The 16,577-nt window shown below is 50.9% G+C and carries 17 protein-coding genes and 1 other annotated feature; of the genes, 12 read left to right on the plus strand and 5 right to left on the minus strand.

Annotated features, from left to right (window positions below; all coding sequences use genetic code 11):
- The first annotated feature begins 63 nt into the window (after positions 1-63).
- From ASG81_RS00210 to ASG81_RS30515, 3 genes are all read left to right on the plus strand, one after another.
- On the plus strand, positions 64-1,350 hold the full coding sequence (locus ASG81_RS00210) for a DNA polymerase IV (RefSeq protein WP_056628259.1): 1,287 nt from the start codon (positions 64-66) through the stop codon (positions 1,348-1,350).
- A 53-nt stretch (positions 1,351-1,403) separates the two neighbouring features.
- Positions 1,404-1,640 (plus strand): ferredoxin, encoded by a 237-nt coding sequence (locus ASG81_RS00215; RefSeq protein ID WP_056627358.1) that lies wholly within the window; start codon positions 1,404-1,406, stop codon positions 1,638-1,640.
- Positions 1,641-1,758: 118 nt separating this feature from the next.
- Entirely contained in the window at positions 1,759-1,941 is a 183-nt protein-coding gene (locus ASG81_RS30515; protein WP_162254981.1) for a L,D-transpeptidase, read from the plus strand.
- 6 nt (positions 1,942-1,947) lie between these two features.
- Here the strand turns inward: ASG81_RS30515 and ASG81_RS31770 are convergent, their stop codons facing one another.
- Positions 1,948-2,088 (minus strand): hypothetical protein, encoded by a 141-nt coding sequence (locus ASG81_RS31770; RefSeq protein ID WP_200961393.1) that lies wholly within the window; start codon positions 2,086-2,088, stop codon positions 1,948-1,950.
- Positions 2,089-2,262: 174 nt separating this feature from the next.
- Between ASG81_RS31770 and ASG81_RS00220 the strand changes: the two genes are divergently transcribed.
- Complete coding sequence (locus ASG81_RS00220) at positions 2,263-3,360, plus strand: quinone-dependent dihydroorotate dehydrogenase (protein WP_081417033.1); 1,098 nt, start codon at positions 2,263-2,265, stop codon at positions 3,358-3,360.
- Between the two features lie 17 nt (positions 3,361-3,377).
- Positions 3,378-4,181: a GTP pyrophosphokinase gene (locus ASG81_RS00225; RefSeq protein WP_056627367.1), complete on the plus strand. Its 804-nt coding sequence runs from the start codon at positions 3,378-3,380 to the stop codon at positions 4,179-4,181.
- A 96-nt stretch (positions 4,182-4,277) separates the two neighbouring features.
- On the opposite strand, the gene ASG81_RS00230 is transcribed toward ASG81_RS00225, so the two are convergent.
- Together ASG81_RS00230 and ASG81_RS00235 are read right to left on the minus strand one after the other, a co-directional pair.
- The gene (locus ASG81_RS00230) at positions 4,278-4,814 is read right to left on the minus strand and encodes a PCYCGC motif-containing (lipo)protein (protein ID WP_056627370.1); all 537 of its coding nucleotides are present in this window, start codon (positions 4,812-4,814) and stop codon (positions 4,278-4,280) included.
- Complete coding sequence (locus tag ASG81_RS00235) at positions 4,811-5,326, minus strand: thioredoxin family protein (protein ID WP_056627372.1); 516 nt, start codon at positions 5,324-5,326, stop codon at positions 4,811-4,813. Before ASG81_RS00235 ends, ASG81_RS00230 begins: the two co-directional genes overlap by 4 nt.
- 143 nt (positions 5,327-5,469) lie before the next feature.
- Here ASG81_RS00235 and ASG81_RS00240 point away from each other — a divergent pair, with 143 nt between their 5' ends.
- Genes ASG81_RS00240 through ASG81_RS00250 form a run of 3 tightly spaced genes read left to right on the plus strand, consistent with a single transcriptional unit; the run spans position 5,470 to position 8,710 of the window.
- A complete protein-coding gene (locus ASG81_RS00240) occupies positions 5,470-7,113 on the plus strand; it encodes an RsmB/NOP family class I SAM-dependent RNA methyltransferase (protein ID WP_056627375.1) in 1,644 nt (547 codons plus the stop codon).
- A 1-nt stretch (position 7,114) separates the two neighbouring features.
- The gene (locus ASG81_RS00245) at positions 7,115-7,867 is read left to right on the plus strand and encodes a pseudouridine synthase (protein WP_056627378.1); all 753 of its coding nucleotides are present in this window, start codon (positions 7,115-7,117) and stop codon (positions 7,865-7,867) included.
- A gap of 45 nt (positions 7,868-7,912) precedes the next feature.
- Complete coding sequence (locus tag ASG81_RS00250) at positions 7,913-8,710, plus strand: Cof-type HAD-IIB family hydrolase (protein WP_200961394.1); 798 nt, start codon at positions 7,913-7,915, stop codon at positions 8,708-8,710.
- An 85-nt stretch (positions 8,711-8,795) separates the two neighbouring features.
- On the opposite strand, the gene ASG81_RS00255 is transcribed toward ASG81_RS00250, so the two are convergent.
- Positions 8,796-10,769 carry a DEAD/DEAH box helicase gene (locus ASG81_RS00255; protein WP_056627383.1) on the minus strand — a complete coding sequence of 658 codons (1,974 nt, stop codon included), beginning with the start codon at positions 10,767-10,769 and terminating at the stop codon, positions 8,796-8,798.
- Positions 10,770-10,898: 129 nt separating this feature from the next.
- Between ASG81_RS00255 and ASG81_RS00260 the strand changes: the two genes are divergently transcribed.
- The 4 genes from ASG81_RS00260 (at position 10,899) to leuS (ending at position 15,671) form a co-directional block, all read left to right on the plus strand.
- Complete coding sequence (locus tag ASG81_RS00260) at positions 10,899-11,093, plus strand: YwbE family protein (protein WP_056627386.1); 195 nt, start codon at positions 10,899-10,901, stop codon at positions 11,091-11,093.
- Positions 11,094-11,148: 55 nt separating this feature from the next.
- Complete coding sequence (locus tag ASG81_RS00265) at positions 11,149-11,451, plus strand: hypothetical protein (protein WP_056627389.1); 303 nt, start codon at positions 11,149-11,151, stop codon at positions 11,449-11,451.
- Positions 11,452-11,595: 144 nt separating this feature from the next.
- Positions 11,596-12,798, plus strand: a complete 1,203-nt coding sequence (locus ASG81_RS31560) for a GNAT family N-acetyltransferase (protein ID WP_056627393.1) — start codon at positions 11,596-11,598, stop codon at positions 12,796-12,798.
- Between the two features lie 107 nt (positions 12,799-12,905).
- Positions 12,906-13,151: a binding site (T-box leader), on the plus strand.
- A gap of 81 nt (positions 13,152-13,232) precedes the next feature.
- On the plus strand, positions 13,233-15,671 hold the full coding sequence (leuS, locus tag ASG81_RS00275; RefSeq protein ID WP_056627396.1) for a leucine--tRNA ligase: 2,439 nt from the start codon (positions 13,233-13,235) through the stop codon (positions 15,669-15,671).
- 40 nt (positions 15,672-15,711) lie between these two features.
- On the opposite strand, the gene comER is transcribed toward leuS, so the two are convergent.
- Positions 15,712-16,551: a late competence protein ComER gene (gene comER / locus ASG81_RS00280; RefSeq protein WP_056627399.1), complete on the minus strand. Its 840-nt coding sequence runs from the start codon at positions 16,549-16,551 to the stop codon at positions 15,712-15,714.
- Positions 16,552-16,577 lie beyond the last annotated feature (26 nt).

The raw sequence follows: 16,577 nt of genomic DNA on the forward strand, positions 1-16,577 counted from the left end.
ATGCTGGGGGTGACCAAGCTTATGTAAGCTTATTGTTCCGAATAGGCGGTGTATCGCACAATGATGACAAATGTAAATGAGCATTATCCGGCCAAAGGCCGTGTTATCATTCATTTGGATATGAATGCCTTCTATTGTTCCGTGCATGAAGCAGAGGAACCTGAGAAATATAAGGATAGGCCAATAGCGGTATCGGGCAGCGTAGAGCAGCGCAAGGGAATCCTCGTGACCTGCTCGTATTCAGCAAGGCGAATAGGAATTAAGACCGGCATGACGGTTAGACAGGCGCTTAAGCTATGTCCCGAGCTTATTTTGATAAAGCCTGATTTTAATTTGTACCGCAAATATTCACATGGCTTTATGACCATTGCAAGACAATACACGCCGCTCGTGGAGGCTGTTTCCATCGACGAGTGCTACATGGATATTACAGGCTCGAAAATGTTCGGTTCACCGCTGGAAATTGCCGCGTCGCTTCAGCAGCGAATTATGTCCGAGTGGTCACTTCCTTGTTCAATCGGCTTAGCTCCGAACAAGCTGCTTGCGAAGATGGCTTCCGATATGAAGAAGCCGAATGGTCTTACCGTACTGCGCATACGGGATGTGAAAAATGTCTTATGGGATAAGTCATGCGATACCTTGTTCGGAATCGGGAAGAAAACGGCAGATAAGCTGGCGAAGCTGAACATACGGACGATCGGTCAGCTAGCGGCAACAGATGAAATGCTGCTGAATAAACATTTTGGCGTAATAGGCTCCTGGATGAAATCCGCGGCTCACGGTATCGACCGCTCTGAGGTTAATCCTAATAGGGAGCGAAATAAATCGATTGGGCATACGACGACGCTCCCAAGCGACATTACCGCGCGCGAGGATGTATACCGCGTGCTGCTTAATTTGGCGGATCAGACGGGACGCAGGCTGCGGAGGCAGAAGATGGTGGCTACAACCGTCCAAATTACGATACGCAAGCCGGATATGACGACGATTGCGCGCTCCCATACGCTTGCTGCCCCGACGCAGGCGTCTGATGATTTTTACAGGGAAGCCTGCAAGCTGTACGACCGGCATTGGAAAAACGGCGAACCGATCCGTTTGCTCGGAGTTACGCTGCAAAACCTGACGCTGCTGGATGAAACCGCCATGCAGCTCGATTTATTCAGCTACGAGCAGCAGCCCCGCAAGGAGGCGCTGACGCTAGCGATGGACCGGCTCCGCGATAAGTATGGAGAGGATGCGGTTCTAACCGCAGGAATGCTGGGAGACGACCCCTCGACCTTAATTAGGAATAAACGAATTCGAGGGACATCCTTGCAAAAGGATGATACTTTGTTATATATTGATGATTGAAGCTTGACTGTTAGAGACGAGATTATTTGTATATTTATTTGGGAGGGATTTCCATGGGTAAGTTTACTTGGGTAGAAAAAGATACGTGCATCGCTTGTGGAGCTTGCGGAGCGACCGCTCCTGATATTTATGATTATGATGATGAAGGTCTTGCAGAAGTAATTTATAAAGCTGACGGAAACAAAGGCAACACGGAAATTCCAGAAGATTTGTTTGACGATTTGCAGGATGCGGCTGACGGCTGTCCTACCGATTCGATCAAAATTGCTGATGTGCCGTTTAACTATTAATTTTTGTTAGGATGAGAAGCTCCTCTCCGCTATCAGCGGAGGGGAGCTTTTTGTATGCCTGCATTAGGCAAATCGAAACCGGGATACAAATAAGCTTGAGTCCTGGCTGAAAAAGCGCTTGAAGTTTCGTATGGGCAAAGAGGATGTGGAGGAGCTGTTCGATTTGGTGCCGCTTGGCAAGATTGTCAAAATAAAAAACGGGACGCTTCCGTCCAAGGTGCAGCGGCCAGCCGAACGCTTTAAGCTCGAGCCGCGCCAGAACGAAACCAATCCCGCAAAGGTGTATAAATGGTTGATGTAAGCTGTCTTACGAAGTAAAAATCAAAAGCAGCGCGATCGTAATAATGATAGCGCCGGCGATTGAGCTGAGCCAGATTAGTGCTTTTTTATTGACTTCTTCCTTTGGCTTGGCTTTTATCGTTGCCGGTTTTCTTTTTGGTGAGCTCATCGACAATCAACCTCTCTATTTCATAGATATAAATAGTATGATCCCATTGTAATCGTTTTCTAGACAAGCCGCAATATAACGGATGCGTATACCTTGCGTGCAGGCTCTTTTCTTTTTGTTGCAAAAAAGATAAACTGTCAGGTAGAACATACATCTGAGATCGGAGTGAGTACGTTGCTTTATTCTTCTATTTTAAAGCCTATTTTTTTTCGTATGGATCCTGAGAAGGCCCATCACCTTGTCATTGACGGCTTGGCCGCAGGGGCAGTAGTGCCTGGACTTAACGGGCTGATGCATGCAATGTACGGCGTAGCAAAGTCGCCGGAGCTTGAGACTCAGCTATTCGGATTACAATTTCCACATCCGGTGGGTCTTGCTGCCGGGCTTGATAAAAACGGGAAGGCCGCGGACGGCTTCTCCAGCGTAGGCTTCGGCTTTGCTGAGGTAGGAACCGTGACGCCTAAGGGACAAGCCGGCAATGAGCAGCCGAGATTGTTCCGTCTCCCGCCGGACGAAGCGCTCATCAACCGGATGGGCTTTAACAATGACGGTACGGCAGCGATGGCAGAGAAGCTGTCACGCCGTAAAATAAACAGGATTCCGATTGCCGTCAACATTGGCAAAAACAAAACGACGCCGAATGAATTGGCTCACGAGGATTACCGGACCTGTATTCGCGATTTGTATACATATGGCGATTTTTTTGTCGTCAACATCAGCTCTCCGAACACACCCGATTTACGCGATTTGCAGCACGGAGAAGAGCTGAGAAATCTGCTTAGCGCCGTAAAAAAGGAAATGAATGCACAAGCAGCGAAAGAAGGAAAGAAAACAAAACCCGTTCTCGTCAAAATTGCTCCGGACATGACAGACGAGCAGCTGGAGTTAACCGTTGCAACGATAGTGGAAAGCGGCGTATCGGGCATTATCGCGACGAATACGACTTTGTCACGGAAAGGACTTCAGCATTCCAATGCAGGGCAAGCGGGGGGGCTTAGCGGCAAGCCGCTGCGCGACCGTTCAACCGAGGTCATTAGAGCCATTTATAGACAGACAGGCGGGCAGCTGCCGATTATTGGCTCCGGCGGCATTTTTACCGCCCAGGATGCATACGATAAAATCCGCGCAGGAGCTTCCTTGGTTGAAATTTATACAGCGCTTATCTACAAAGGGCCGGGTTTGCTCCGTGAATTGACAAACGGTTTGAAGGAATGTTTACGTAAAGATGGCTACCGAAATATTGCCGAAGCAGTAGGTGCAGATCACGTTTAAGAACAGGAGGCGGCCGGATGGACGGTAGAGACTGGAATCTTTTTTTACAGCCTTATGAACAAGCGGTTGAAGAAATGAAAGTGAAGTTTAAGACGATGCGGGTTGAACTGAAGATAAGAGAAGCTTACGCACCCATTGAATTCGTCACCGGCCGGGTGAAGCGCATATCCAGCATATTGGAAAAAGCGAGGCGCCTGAACGTTCCCTCGGATAAGCTGGATACAGGAATTGAGGACATTGCGGGCATTCGTATTATGTGCCAATTTGTGGATGATATTCATCGAGTGGCGAGCCTAATTCGAACGCGTAAAGATCTTTCGCTCGTATACGAGAAGGATTATATTACAAACTTCAAGGACAGCGGCTACCGCAGCTACCATATGATCGTAGAATATCCGGTTCAAACCGCGCTTGGATACAAAATCGTACTCGCCGAAATTCAAATTCGCACCTTGGCGATGAATTTCTGGGCAACGATCGAGCATTCATTAAATTATAAGTTTAAAGAGAGCCTGCCCGAGGACGTGCGTGACCGATTGAAAAAAGCGGCGGAAGCCGCATCGCAGCTCGATACGGAAATGACCAGTATACGCAAAGAAATTTTGGATGCGCAGACGGAATTTGAGGAGCAGTCCAATGTGGTCTCTAAGGTGCTGAGCGGCATTCAAGACTTATATTTCTATCACCGGGTGCGCGAAGCTGCGCAGTTCCAAATGAAGTTTAACGAGAAGTTTGAGAAAGAGGATTACCATGAGCTTAACCAGCTGTCGCTCGATATTCAAGCGGCAATCGGGAAAGCCAAAAAAGCGAACCAAACTTAAAAATCGACAGCTTTCATGCTGGTTGAAAGATATAAAAAAAGTGGTTGAGCGAGCGCTCATCCACTTTTTTTTGTTTCCTATATACAACCGGCAAGACTAGCGGCTGGATTTGTTAGGCTTAAATGAGGCATCGATCGCTTCACGTATTTCATCAGCAGTCTTGCCTTGCTTGCTTAAGGCGATGACTTCCTCCATCTCTTTCTTGCAAATGCCGCAGCTTGTGCTGTGATTCGTCCAGGTTACGCTGCCCTCGTCTGCGGGATTCCCGGCCACGTAGCAGCGCAGGAGCGAGTCGTGAGGGGTTTCAACCGCCAGTCCGTCCGCGCAGCCGCAATAGCAATTTACGCCGCTCATAATGTCAGCGTGATCGTGTACCGCTTTGTAGAGCTCGCTTGTATGCGGTGTATAATCAGAGAGAAAGGCTGGAAGCTCGTCATACGATGCTGTCGTCTGCCAGGTTTCGGAGCCGTGTTGATGCTCAGCGCCGGCCTTGTCATCATCCGCTAAGCCGCATGCGGTAAGCAATGTAATGAATGCGAATGCCAGAAGCAGGGCATACATGATACCGCGAATGCGAGAGCTTCGCTGCTCTTCGGCGATCTGTTCATCGGTCAGGCGCTGACGCTTCATCATTTCGTTTCAGCTCCCGAATATTTGTTGAAGAACGCTCTGAAGTCATCCAGGCTGTATCCTTCTGTACCCCCTTCAGACAGGCCTCCCTCGAGCTTATCCAATTGAACGCCATCTTTGAAAAAGACAAGAGTTGGCGTATACTCGACATTATATTTATTAAAGTAGGAAGGGAATTCCCTTAGGTTGAATTGCGGAAGATCGATACCGAGCTCATCTGCGAGCGGCATTAATTGCGGTGTCGTTTTCTGGCAGTGCGGGCAGTCGGAAGCGAACAGGTAGACGAAGAAATCTTCCTTATCGGCAACCTTCTTGTCCAATTCAGCCGGTAATATGATATTCTGATAGTTAGGATCATCAAGCTGCTTGCGTGTTTCCGGGTTTAGCTCTGACACGGGCTTGTCATATAGGGCGTTTGTCTTGCCGCTGTTGTTCAGTACAAATATGAAGCCGAATAGAATGATGACGATTCCGATGTACACATAAATCATTTTCACTTTCTTTTTCTTTTTCATTTGTGCGACTACCTCCGAAACGAGTTTATGGGTGGACAAGTCATTTCTAAACGGCATGTCCTTACTTTAATATATTATATAACAAAGCAGTATGAGGATGTAAGAGCACGGACATCGACGACAATTGGCAGGAGGAAATGAGCATGATCGGCAATTTGCCGCGTAAATTCACAGAAAAAATGGAAAAGCTGCTGGGAGATGAATATGACAAATTTATGTCTTCCTATGAGGCTCCAAGAGTATATGGTTTGCGGATCAACCGTTTGAAGCTTAGCGTCTTGAATTGGAAGAAGCTATCTTCCATGGGTGAAGCGGTGCGTCCGATTCCATGGGCTGAGGATGGCTTATATTACAAGGAAGGCGAGCGTCCGGGCAAGCATCCTCATTATCATGCGGGTCTTTATTATATCCAAGAGCCGAGTGCAATGGCTCCGGTTGAATTGCTGGACGTACAGCCTGGACATCGCGTGCTCGACTTATGCGCGGCTCCCGGAGGAAAATCGACGCAAATAGCAGGAAAGCTGCAGGTCAGCGGCGTGCTGGTCACCAATGACAACGCGAGGGAACGAACGAAGGCGCTCGTGAAAAATATTGAGCTTGCCGGCGTACGTAATGCCGTCGTGCTGAACGAGGAGCCTGCGGCTATCGCGGCTGTTTTTCCTGCATGGTTCGATCGCATCCTCGTTGATGCGCCCTGCTCCGGCGAAGGCATGTTCCGCAAGGATGATTCCATGATTGCAGATTGGGAGAAGCATTCAACCCTGCGATGCTCAGTCATGCAGCGCGATATTTTGCGACATGCAGCAGCGATGCTCGCGCCGGGAGGACGAATCGTCTATTCGACCTGCACCTTCTCGCCTGAGGAGAACGAGCAGCAAATTGCAGCATTTCTCGCTGAGCATGATGATTTTTTTGTTGAAGCAGTACCTCATCAATTCGGATGGACGGCGGGCAGAACGGATTTAGCAGCGGAGACAGCACAGCTTGACGGTGAACGCCTTCAAAGCATTCAAGGGACAGTAAGGCTATGGCCGCATCTTATCGAGGGAGAAGGCCATTATGCGGCAGTACTGAGGCGCAGCGGCGAGCGGAAAGCTGAGCAGGTGCTGGCTGCAGCGCCGATTAATCGTCCTGCAGCGAGGGCCGCCGGAGGAAGCTTGAAGCGCGAGACGCCGCAGCAGGGCGGCAAACGGCTGGATAAGAAGCAGGATCATAGGGATGAACGGCGCGCAAACAAACGTCAGACCAAAAACGAATGGGCAAGCGCTGGGATGGAGCGGCCAGCCAATAAGCGGCCGGCTAACGGCCGTGAAGGCACTGCGGCGAATGCAGCCGAGGAAGCAAGTCCAATCGACTTGTGGCATCAGTATGCGGAGCAGTTTTCAATTGGTGCCCTAAGCTGGACGGGACGAGTGGTGGCCTATGGCTCACGCGTATATATACAGCCTGACGAGCTGCCTTCACTGGATGGCTTGCGCGTGGTGAGAGCGGGCTGGTATGTAGGAGAGGCCGTTCGGGGCCGGTTTGAGCCGTCGCATCCGCTGGCGATGGGATTAACTCGCGAAGATGCAGTACGCTCGGTTAATTGGAGCTCAGATGATGAGCAGACGCTCCGTTTTCTCAAAGGGGAAACGTTATTTATAGAGGAGTCGGAAATACAGGTGCAGGAAGGCTCGCCGGTAAAGGGATATTTATTAGTCTGCACGGACGGCTATCCGATCGGGTGGGGGAAATATGCTGGAGGCATGATCAAAAACGAACTGCCGGCAGGATGGAGATGGATGTAGGATGAGCAAACGAATGCGTATCGATAAGCTGCTAGCCCATATGGGACTTGGGACGCGCAGTGAAATAAAAAGAGCGGTAAAGCTCGGTAAAGTGAATGTGGACGGCCAAGTTGTTAAGGATAGCGGTCTCATCGTTAATCCGGACGAGGCTGATGTTGTATTTGATGGTGAGCCAGTCGTTTATCGCGATGTCGTTTACTTTATGCTGAATAAGCCGCAGGGCGTTATTTCGGCGACGGAGGATGGACGCGAGCGTACCGTTATCGATTTGCTGGAGCCGCAGGACCGGCTTCGCGAACCTTTTCCCGTGGGACGGCTGGATAAGGATACGGTAGGCTTACTGCTGTTAACAAACGACGGACAGCTTGCCCATGAGCTATTGTCTCCCCGGAAGCATGTTGCCAAGACGTATGAAGCGCTCGTCCTGGGAAATGTCGGAGAAGAGGATAAGCATCTATTCTCAGCCGGGCTTACGTTGGATGACGGATACGTTACGATGCCTGCAGACCTGCAAATTAAGGGACGCGAGCAGCGGGAGAATGAGACGTACTCTACCATATCGCTTACGATTATGGAAGGGAAGTTTCATCAGGTAAAAAGAATGTTTGAAGCTGCAGGCAAGAAAGTCGTCTATTTAAAAAGAGTGTCCATGGGCCCGCTTAAGCTCGATGAATCGCTTCCCGAAGGCTCCTATCGCGAGCTTTCCGGTGAGGAAGTGGAGCTGCTCCGCTCTCATCGGCAAGTGGCGGAATAAAGAGAAAAAACCATTTTGATAATAAATAGGAAAAGGAGTGGCATTATGAGCTTGCAATATGATTTAATCGCCTTAGATATAGATGGTACACTGCTAACGGATGACCATGTGCTGACAGCGCCTATTCGCGAAACGGTGCATGAGGCTGCCGAACGCGGCGCTCAAATTGTGCTGTGCACCGGACGGGGCCCATCCGCAGCGTTTCCCGTGCTGGAGGAGCTTGGGCTTGGAGGGACGATCATTACGCATAATGGAGCTGCAACGATAAACTCGGATGACCGTTCTGTTGTACATCAATTCGATATGGTTCCAGACCATCTGCTGAGCTTCGTTACGTATTGCCGCGAGTACGCAATCCATTTTGATTTGAATACGGCCTTCGATATGATGGTCGAGAGTATGACGCCAGAGGCGGAGACCATGTACAGTCATTTTCACACGAAGCCGTACATTCAAGATTTTCGGCAGGGCTTGCCGAGCGGGCTCGTCAAATTTACAGTATTCGGAAGCAAAGAGCAGATGGATGTGGTGCAAGCGGATTGGGCGGAGTGGCCGCAGCATCTTCATACAATCCGCAGCGGTGATTATTTTATCGACGTACATCATGCGGAGGCGAATAAGGGAAGAGCGCTGCAGCAGCTGGCGGAAATCCGTGGCATTGACCGAAAGCGTATTCTGGCAATTGGCAATTATTATAACGATATTACGATGCTGCAATACGCAGGTATGGGTATTGCGATGGGGAACTCCCCGGAGGAAGTCAAGCTTGCGGCTAACGCGGTCGCCCTCTCGAATGGCGAGAACGGCGTTGCGAGAGCGCTGCGCGAATATGCTTGGTGCTGACTGGAGCATGGAATAAAAATAATGGGCTGTTTCCGCAGGGTATTTAAATACCCTGCGGAAACAGCCCTGTTTAATTATCTTTAAATTAGCGATTGCGGCCGCCGCGGGGCTTGGTTGAAGAGCTTCCGCTGCGTGAGGTGTTGCGACCGCCTGCCGGTGCGCTGCTGCGTCCGCCTGCGGAAGAATGATTGCGACCGCCGGAAGGCGAGTTGCCGCGCTGACCGCCACGGCCGCTTGCTTGGGCGTTGCCGCGAACGGCGCCGCGGTTGCTTGCTTTAGCGTCGCTGCGCGCTGCTTCCCAAGGACTCTCTACCGAGGAAGCAGCACGGCCCGCAGCATGCTCTGCGCCTCGCGGACTGCCAATGCCTCCTGTGCGGCGTTCACCGCCGCGAGCTGCATTGCCGCGATTGCCCGGTTGTTCACCGCCGCGAGCTGCATTGCCGCGATTGCCCGGTTGTTCACCGCCGCGAGCTGCATTGCCGCGATTGCCCGGTTGTTCGCCGCCGCGAGCTGCATTGCCGCGATTGCCCGGATGTTCGCCGCCGCGAGCTGCATTGCCGCGATTGCCCGGTTGTTCACCGCCGCGAGCTGCGCTGCCGCGATTGCCCGGGCGTTCACCGCCGCGAGCTCCGTTGCCGCTTTCGAACCGATCGCCGCGACGAGCTGCCCAGCCGGTGCTTTCGCCAGCAACTTCGGCAGATGGACCACGGCCCTCTGCCGTTCTGCCGTTACGTTTGCCGGAAGCGGGACGAACGGTCTCGCGCTGCCCTCTGCGGCCGCCTGGCTTAGCGCTGCGATCCGATTGGCCTGAGCGGTCACGTCCGCCGCGACGTCCGTCCGCGGATGGTTTGCCATTGGCGCTGCGAGTGCCGCCTTTGCCAGCTGCACCGCGGCTCTTCTCCGGACGATCGCCAGGCTGCGGGCGTACTGCAGTTTCTGTGCCTTCATTATCGATCGCGCGACGGGTTAGCTTGGCGTTAATGCTTTGCTCAATGAGCAGCAGGTGGTTTTTGTCATAAGGCGTCGCCAGCGTTATGGCAGCCCCTTCTTGACCCGCGCGGCCGGTTCTGCCGATACGGTGAATATAAAGCTCGCCGTCCTGCGGAACGTCATAGTTATAAACATGAGTTACACCTTCAACATCAAGTCCGCGTGCAGCAACGTCAGTAGCTACGAGCACCTGAAGGCGCGCGTCTCTAAAGCGCTTCATGACCTGCTCACGCTTCGCTTGGGTCAGATCGCCGTGCAGCTCATCGGATTCGATACCGAGTTCTTGAAGCTCCTTGTTCAATTTCTTTGCGCGAACCTTCGTCCGGCAAAAAATAACGGCCAAATAGGGCTGATGACGCTCAAGCAAATGAACCAGCGTTTGCAGCTTGCTTCTGTCCGTCGTTTCATAGACGATTTGCGTAATGCTGTCCAGCGTTACATTCGTGCTGCGCACGCGAATATCAACAGGCGATTTCATATAATCCGCTGCCAATTTGCGAATGGCATCAGGCATCGTTGCGGAGAACAGCATCGTTTGACGCGCCTTTGGCGTTTGCGAAATAATGCTTTCTACTTCAGGCAGGAAGCCCATATGGAGCATTTGGTCGGCTTCATCGAGGATAAGCATCTGCAGCTTGCCTAAGCTGACGGTTTCACGCTTCATATGATCGATTAGGCGGCCAGGCGTCGCAACGACGATATGGGGCGAGCGCTGCAGCTTGCGAATTTGAGCTTCAACATCTTGTCCGCCGTAGGCGGCAAGAACGCTTGCGCCAACGGCTGGTACAAGCTTCTTGAGCTCGCCCGTTATTTGAATGGCAAGCTCCCTTGTCGGTGTCAATATAAGAGCCTGTACTTGCTCTTTCTCTATATTAATCCGTTGCAAAATAGGCAAAGCAAAGGCAATCGTTTTGCCTGTGCCCGTTTGTGCTTGCGCAATGACATCCTGTCCGTTAAGAAGCAGCGGAATAGCTTGTTTTTGAACCGGTGTCGGCTCGGTAATCCCATCTTGTTGAAGCAATTCGCTTAGCTTAGGTACGATACCCAAAGCGTTAAATGCGTTAGACATTAATAAATTTCCTCTTTTCGTTTACATCGTTTGATATTTAGTATAACAGCTGTCCTTATAATGTGCATCTTTACTTTCCTTATGCTATGATGGAAGCCAAAATTACGAGCAGCAGAGGAATGGTTAACGATGAATGGAACAGAGCGCTCCGCCATTAGAGCGGGGCTTGAGGTCGATATTGTATTAAAGCAGGATCAACGGACAGGAAAGCTGACGCGCGGCGTGGTGAAGGATATTTTGACGAATTCGCCAAAGCATCCGCATGGCATTAAAGTAAGGCTGGAAGGTGGTCAGGTAGGCAGAGTCAAGAACATCCTTGTTTAATGACGCTGCGGCTAAACTTAAAAACATTAGCTGAACATTAAAGGAGCGCGGTGCGATGGCATTCGGCATCAAGAGACAGGAGATGGAGCGATGGAAGGCGTCAGTTTCCCGCGGGGAAATTGCTTTTCTCACGCATTACTGGCAGGATCCGCGGTTTCCAAACATGCGAACGGTGACGAAGGTCGGCTGCTCCGACATGGAGAAGCTGTCACGCTGGTGTCTGGATAACGGCCTTAATCCCCGTTATATTCACGCTCGGTCAGAATATCCGCATTTCGATTTACTCGGTCCGAAGCAGCGGGAGGTTTTACGGCAAGCGAATCAAATGGAGCAGCTTGAGCGGTTCGGCATGCTGTGACGATAGAAAGCGCATTTGGCTGCTCATGGAGCAGCTTTTTTTTGTGGATGACATCAATTTCATCTCGCTCGTAGACGAAGCTTCTAGTATGATAAGAGAAACGCTTGGAAGTGTTTACATATTTTACGAGAAGAGGAAATTCGAATGGCTACCGAAAAAGAGCAGCTGCTGCGCAGCTTTGGCGAATGGATATCGTTTGTGACGGAGCTGGCGAACGACGATGCACGCGTATGGAATCAGAGCGTCGCGACCGGAAAATGGACGGTTCGTGAGGTCGTAGCGCATATCGCGCGATGGGATGATTATTTTTATAATGAAGCGATTGCCAAGGCGGCAGCGGGCCTGCCGCTTACGGTCAAACATCTCGATTATGATACGTTCAACGAGGCTGCGAAGGCATACGGGAAGAACGCTTCAATAGAAGAGCTAGCCGGGCAGGCAGCGAAGAGCCGCAAACGAATTATAGATACTGTAGCTGAACTAACAAATGAGCAATATGAAGCGGCATATGAGGATGCTGATAGGCATCCTTTCCAGATGACTCAATATATCAAGGATTTTATTTGGCATGACCAGCATCATATAGAGCCGATAAGGAAGCTTAAACATTTTCGGCTTGAGCAAATGAGCTTGAACGGCTGGCCGGCGCTGCAGACGCTTATTTACGATGGATGGCTGCTGCGGTTTGCGGAGGGCTATACGAAGCGCTCTAATTCGATTAATCCGATATACGGCCACACCCTGGAGCTGGACGCCAAAATACGCGCCTGCGAGAAGCGGTATGAGCAGCAAGGCATACGTACCTTTTTCAAAATTACGCCCTTCAGCCAGCCTGCCTCGCTTGACGAGGAGCTTGCCTCCCGCGGTTATGAGCTTATCGACCAAACGATCGTTAAGACGGTACGTCTGGCCGATGTGCTTTCGCCCTCCCAGGCTGATATATGGCTCGAAAACGTGCCTGCTGAAGGCTGGCTGGATACCCTCGCACTGTTTAGCGGTCTAACGGAAGAGCAAAGATCGATTACCCGCAAAATGCTGGAGCAAATAGTACTTGAGAAATGCTTCGCTATTGTGCACGAGAATGGAATTCCGGTTGCTTGCGGATTTGCGGTGATTGAGGACGGCTGGATTGGACTATATGATATCGTCACCGATCCGGGCAATCGGAATAAAGGTTATGGCGAGCAGCTCATTTTGCATTTGCTTCAATGGGGCAAGGGACGGGGCGCGACTGACAGCTTTTTGCTCGTCGTGAAAAATAATGCGCCAGCCAATCGTCTATACGAAAAAATCGGTTATGTGCCGCAATATGAATATTGGTATAGGGCAAGGCAGAACCAGCAATAAGCGAATCTTGCATGGAAGAAAGCGATTGGAGTCAGGATCAGAGCAGGGAAGCTCTCTTGACACCGTACCGCTCGATCTTTATAATCGGAACTAACCATTTTTATGCATATGGAGCGTTGAAGAGGAATAGTAATTTCGTTTGTAAGGTCTAGAGAGCCGGCGATTATGGTGCAAGCCGGTCCTGCTGCGAAATGAAGCTCGCCTTGGAGCTGTGCGATTAAGGGGCCGATGCACGGAATCGGCTGCGGAAAGCACCGTCTGGCCTGCGATAAAGGCGACAAGTGAGCGATGGGCAAAGCATGCCTGCCGCTAACTAGGGTGGTACCACGGGAGAACAACCTCTCGTCCCTAGCGATATTCGCTAGGGGCGGGAGGTTTTTTGTTTTTATTCAGCAGTAAGCTTACAGCACATATTTTTAGGAGGACATTTACAAATGAGTCAAGAACAGCAATTTCACGGTTACAACCCGCTTGTTGTCGAGCCCAAGTGGCAGCAATACTGGGATAAGAACAAAACGTTCCAAACGATAGAGGACGCGGAGAAACCGAAATTTTACGCGTTAGACATGTTTCCGTATCCATCCGGAGCGGGCTTGCATGTAGGCCATCCTGAGGGCTATACAGCTACGGACATCGTATCCCGTTACAAAAGAATGAAGGGCTACAACGTGCTTCATCCAATGGGGTGGGACGCGTTTGGCTTGCCTGCGGAGCAGCATGCACTCGATACGGGACAGCATCCGCGCGATATCACGTTCAAAAATATCGATAATTTCCGCCGTCAAATTAAATCGCTTGGCTTCTCGTACGATTGGGACCGCGAGATTAGCACAACGGATCCTGAATATTACAAATGRACGCAATGGATTTTTATCCAATTGTACAATAGAGGACTTGCATACGTCGCAGAGGTATCGGTTAACTGGTGCGAAGCGCTTGGAACTGTGCTGGCTAACGAGGAAGTCATCAATGGCCTCAGCGAGCGGGGGAACCATCCGGTCGTCCGTAAGCCAATGCGCCAATGGATACTGAAAATTACCGAATATGCGGATCGGTTGTTGGATGATCTGGAAGAGCTTGACTGGTCGGAAAGCATTAAAGACATGCAGCGCAACTGGATCGGCAAGTCGAAGGGCGCTGAGGTTACGTTTGAGATCGACGGTCACGATTCGGCATTGGTCGTATTTACGACTCGCCCGGACACTTTGTTCGGCGCGACATACTGCGTTTTGGCGCCTGAGCATGAGCTTGTTGCGCAAATCGTGACAGCAGAGCAAAAAGCAGCCGTTGAAGCTTATCAAGAAGCTGCAGCGCGCAAGAGCGATCTCGAGCGCACTGATTTGGCAAAGGAAAAATCGGGCGTTTTCACCGGTGCCTATGMCATTAATCCTGTTAATGGCGTAAAAACGCCAATTTGGATTGCTGATTATGTATTAGCCGGTTATGGTACGGGCGCTATTATGGCGGTACCGGGCCATGATGCCCGCGACTGGGAATTTGCGAAGCAATTCGACCTTCTGATCGTTGAAGTCGTGCAAGGCGGAGATGTAACGAAGGAAGCTTATGCGGGCGATGGACCGCATGTCAACTCCGAATTCCTGAACGGCTTGACGAATGAGGATGCGATTGCAAAGATGATCGAGCATTTGGATGCTTCAGGCAAAGGAAAAGGCAAAATTACGTACCGCTTGCGCGATTGGCTGTTCAGCCGCCAACGCTATTGGGGCGAGCCGATTCCGATTCTCCACCTGGAGGACGGCACGATGAAGACGGTTCCCGAGGATCAGCTGCCGCTGCTGCTGCCTGATGTTGATGCGATTAAGCCTTCAGGAACGGGCGAGTCGCCGCTTGCAAACGTTACGGAATGGGTTAATACGATCGACCCTGAGACTGGCATGAAGGCTCGCCGCGAGACGAATACGATGCCGCAATGGGCAGGAAGCTGCTGGTACTACCTGCGTTTCATCGATCCTAAAAACGATAATCAGATTTGTTCCCCGGAGAAGCAAAAGCAATGGCTGCCGGTTGACTTGTATATCGGCGGTGCTGAGCATGCGGTGCTTCACCTCCTTTACGCCCGTTTCTGGCATAAGGTGCTTTATGATATCGGCGTAGTCGATACGAAGGAGCCGTTCCATAAACTCGTTAACCAAGGGATGATTCTCGGCAATAACAATGAGAAAATGTCCAAGTCACGCGGCAATGTCATTAATCCGGATGATATCGTAAATGAGTTCGGCGCGGATACGCTTCGTATGTACGAAATGTTTATGGGACCGCTTGAGGCGACTAAGCCTTGGAATACGAACGGCGTTGAAGGTACGTACCGTTTCCTAAGCCGCGTATGGCGCTTGTTCGTTAACGAGGACGGCAGCCTGAGCGCCAAAATCGGTGACGGCGAAACGAGCGATGCGTTCAAGCGTACTTGGCATCGTTCAATCAAGAAAATTACGGAGGATTACGAGGCATTACGCTTCAACACCGTAATTAGCCAGCTGATGATTTTCGTCAATGAGGCTTACAAAACCGAAGTGCTGCCGCTTGCAGCGATGGAGCAATTCGTTCAATTGATTTCTCCGATTGCTCCGCATATCGCGGAAGAGCTGTGGGAGAAGCTGGGACACAAGGACTCGCTGACTTACGCCTCGTTCCCGACGTATGAGGAGGCTTGGACAGTCGATCAGGAAGTGGAGATCGTGGTTCAGGTCAACGGCAAAATCGCGGACCGCATTTCCATTGCAGCCGATATGGACGTCGCTGAAATGGAGAGCCTGGCGAAGGAGCATGAGAAGGTGCAGGAGCTTATTGCCGGTAAAACGATCCGCAAGGTGATTGCGGTAAAAGGCAAGCTGGTCAACATAGTCGCAAATTAATGCAATCCGAAGAGGTGAGCGGGCTTTAGCTGAAGAACAGCTATTGACCGTTCACCTCTTCGCCTATAAATGCGCTCGAAACCTTGGCTAAATCTTCATTGAATTTGGCGTGAGTCGTACGTATGAGCTGGTTAAATACGCCATCCGTCTCGCGGCGAAGCAGGTTTAGCGCTTTGGCGGTAATACCGCCGGGCACGGCAACTCTTTCCTGAACATCCGCCGGCGTCAGACCGCCTTCGTTTAGCAGCATGCCTGTGCCAAGCAGCATAGCGCTTGCCACTCGCAGAGCTTCCTCACGGCCGATACCCGTTTCCTCGACGGCTGCATCGACGAATTGTTCCAGCAGGAAGGAGATGAAAGCAGGTCCGCAGCTTGACAGATCCGATACGATGCGCGTATAGCTCTCATCGATTCGAAGCGGCTCGCTAATATGCGCTAATAAATCTTCGAGCTTCGCTTTGTCTTCTTCCTGCATCGTTTTACCGTATATGCAAAGCGATGCCCCGCTCCATACAAAGTTCGTAATGCTCGGAATAACCTTGGCAAGCCTGCAGTCTAATTCACCCTCAAGATGAGAAATGAGCACGGGGCTCGTTATGGATACGACGATCTGATTCGGCCTAATGACTGCTTTTAACTCGTCGACTACCTTTTTGAATTCCAGAGGCTTGACACATAGAAAAATGATATCGCAGCCGCAGGCAGCTCCAGCATTCGTATATTCGGCTCTCAAACCGGAAAAACGGTTGGCCAAAGCTTGCGCTTTTGCAAAGGTGCGGTTGCTGATGGCAATTTGCGTTGGCAACAATGCGCCGGATGCAATAAAAGCTTCAATGAGCAGGCTTCCCATCGTGCCCGTTCCGATAAATCCGACATTCATGCTGAACCCTCCTATGGGACTTTCGT

This window comes from Paenibacillus sp. Soil522 (assembly GCF_001428245.1).
GTDB lineage: Bacteria > Bacillota > Bacilli > Paenibacillales > Paenibacillaceae > Pristimantibacillus.

Coding starts and splice junctions, on each gene's coding strand:
- ASG81_RS00235 (WP_056627372.1), bottom strand. CDS start 5,326: ATGAAAAAGAAAAAGAAAGTGAAAATGATTTATGTGTACATCGGAATC.
- ASG81_RS00250 (WP_200961394.1), top strand. CDS start 7,913: ATGAGCTTGCAATATGATTTAATCGCCTTAGATATAGATGGTACACTG.
- ASG81_RS00240 (WP_056627375.1), top strand. CDS start 5,470: ATGATCGGCAATTTGCCGCGTAAATTCACAGAAAAAATGGAAAAGCTG.
- ASG81_RS00245 (WP_056627378.1), top strand. CDS start 7,115: ATGAGCAAACGAATGCGTATCGATAAGCTGCTAGCCCATATGGGACTT.
- ASG81_RS31770 (WP_200961393.1), bottom strand. CDS start 2,088: ATGAGCTCACCAAAAAGAAAACCGGCAACGATAAAAGCCAAGCCAAAG.
- ASG81_RS00230 (WP_056627370.1), bottom strand. CDS start 4,814: ATGATGAAGCGTCAGCGCCTGACCGATGAACAGATCGCCGAAGAGCAG.
- ASG81_RS00260 (WP_056627386.1), top strand. CDS start 10,899: ATGAATGGAACAGAGCGCTCCGCCATTAGAGCGGGGCTTGAGGTCGAT.
- ASG81_RS00265 (WP_056627389.1), top strand. CDS start 11,149: ATGGCATTCGGCATCAAGAGACAGGAGATGGAGCGATGGAAGGCGTCA.
- ASG81_RS00215 (WP_056627358.1), top strand. CDS start 1,404: ATGGGTAAGTTTACTTGGGTAGAAAAAGATACGTGCATCGCTTGTGGA.
- ASG81_RS00210 (WP_056628259.1), top strand. CDS start 64: ATGACAAATGTAAATGAGCATTATCCGGCCAAAGGCCGTGTTATCATT.
- comER (WP_056627399.1), bottom strand. CDS start 16,551: ATGAATGTCGGATTTATCGGAACGGGCACGATGGGAAGCCTGCTCATT.
- ASG81_RS31560 (WP_056627393.1), top strand. CDS start 11,596: ATGGCTACCGAAAAAGAGCAGCTGCTGCGCAGCTTTGGCGAATGGATA.
- ASG81_RS00255 (WP_056627383.1), bottom strand. CDS start 10,769: ATGTCTAACGCATTTAACGCTTTGGGTATCGTACCTAAGCTAAGCGAA.
- ASG81_RS00225 (WP_056627367.1), top strand. CDS start 3,378: ATGGACGGTAGAGACTGGAATCTTTTTTTACAGCCTTATGAACAAGCG.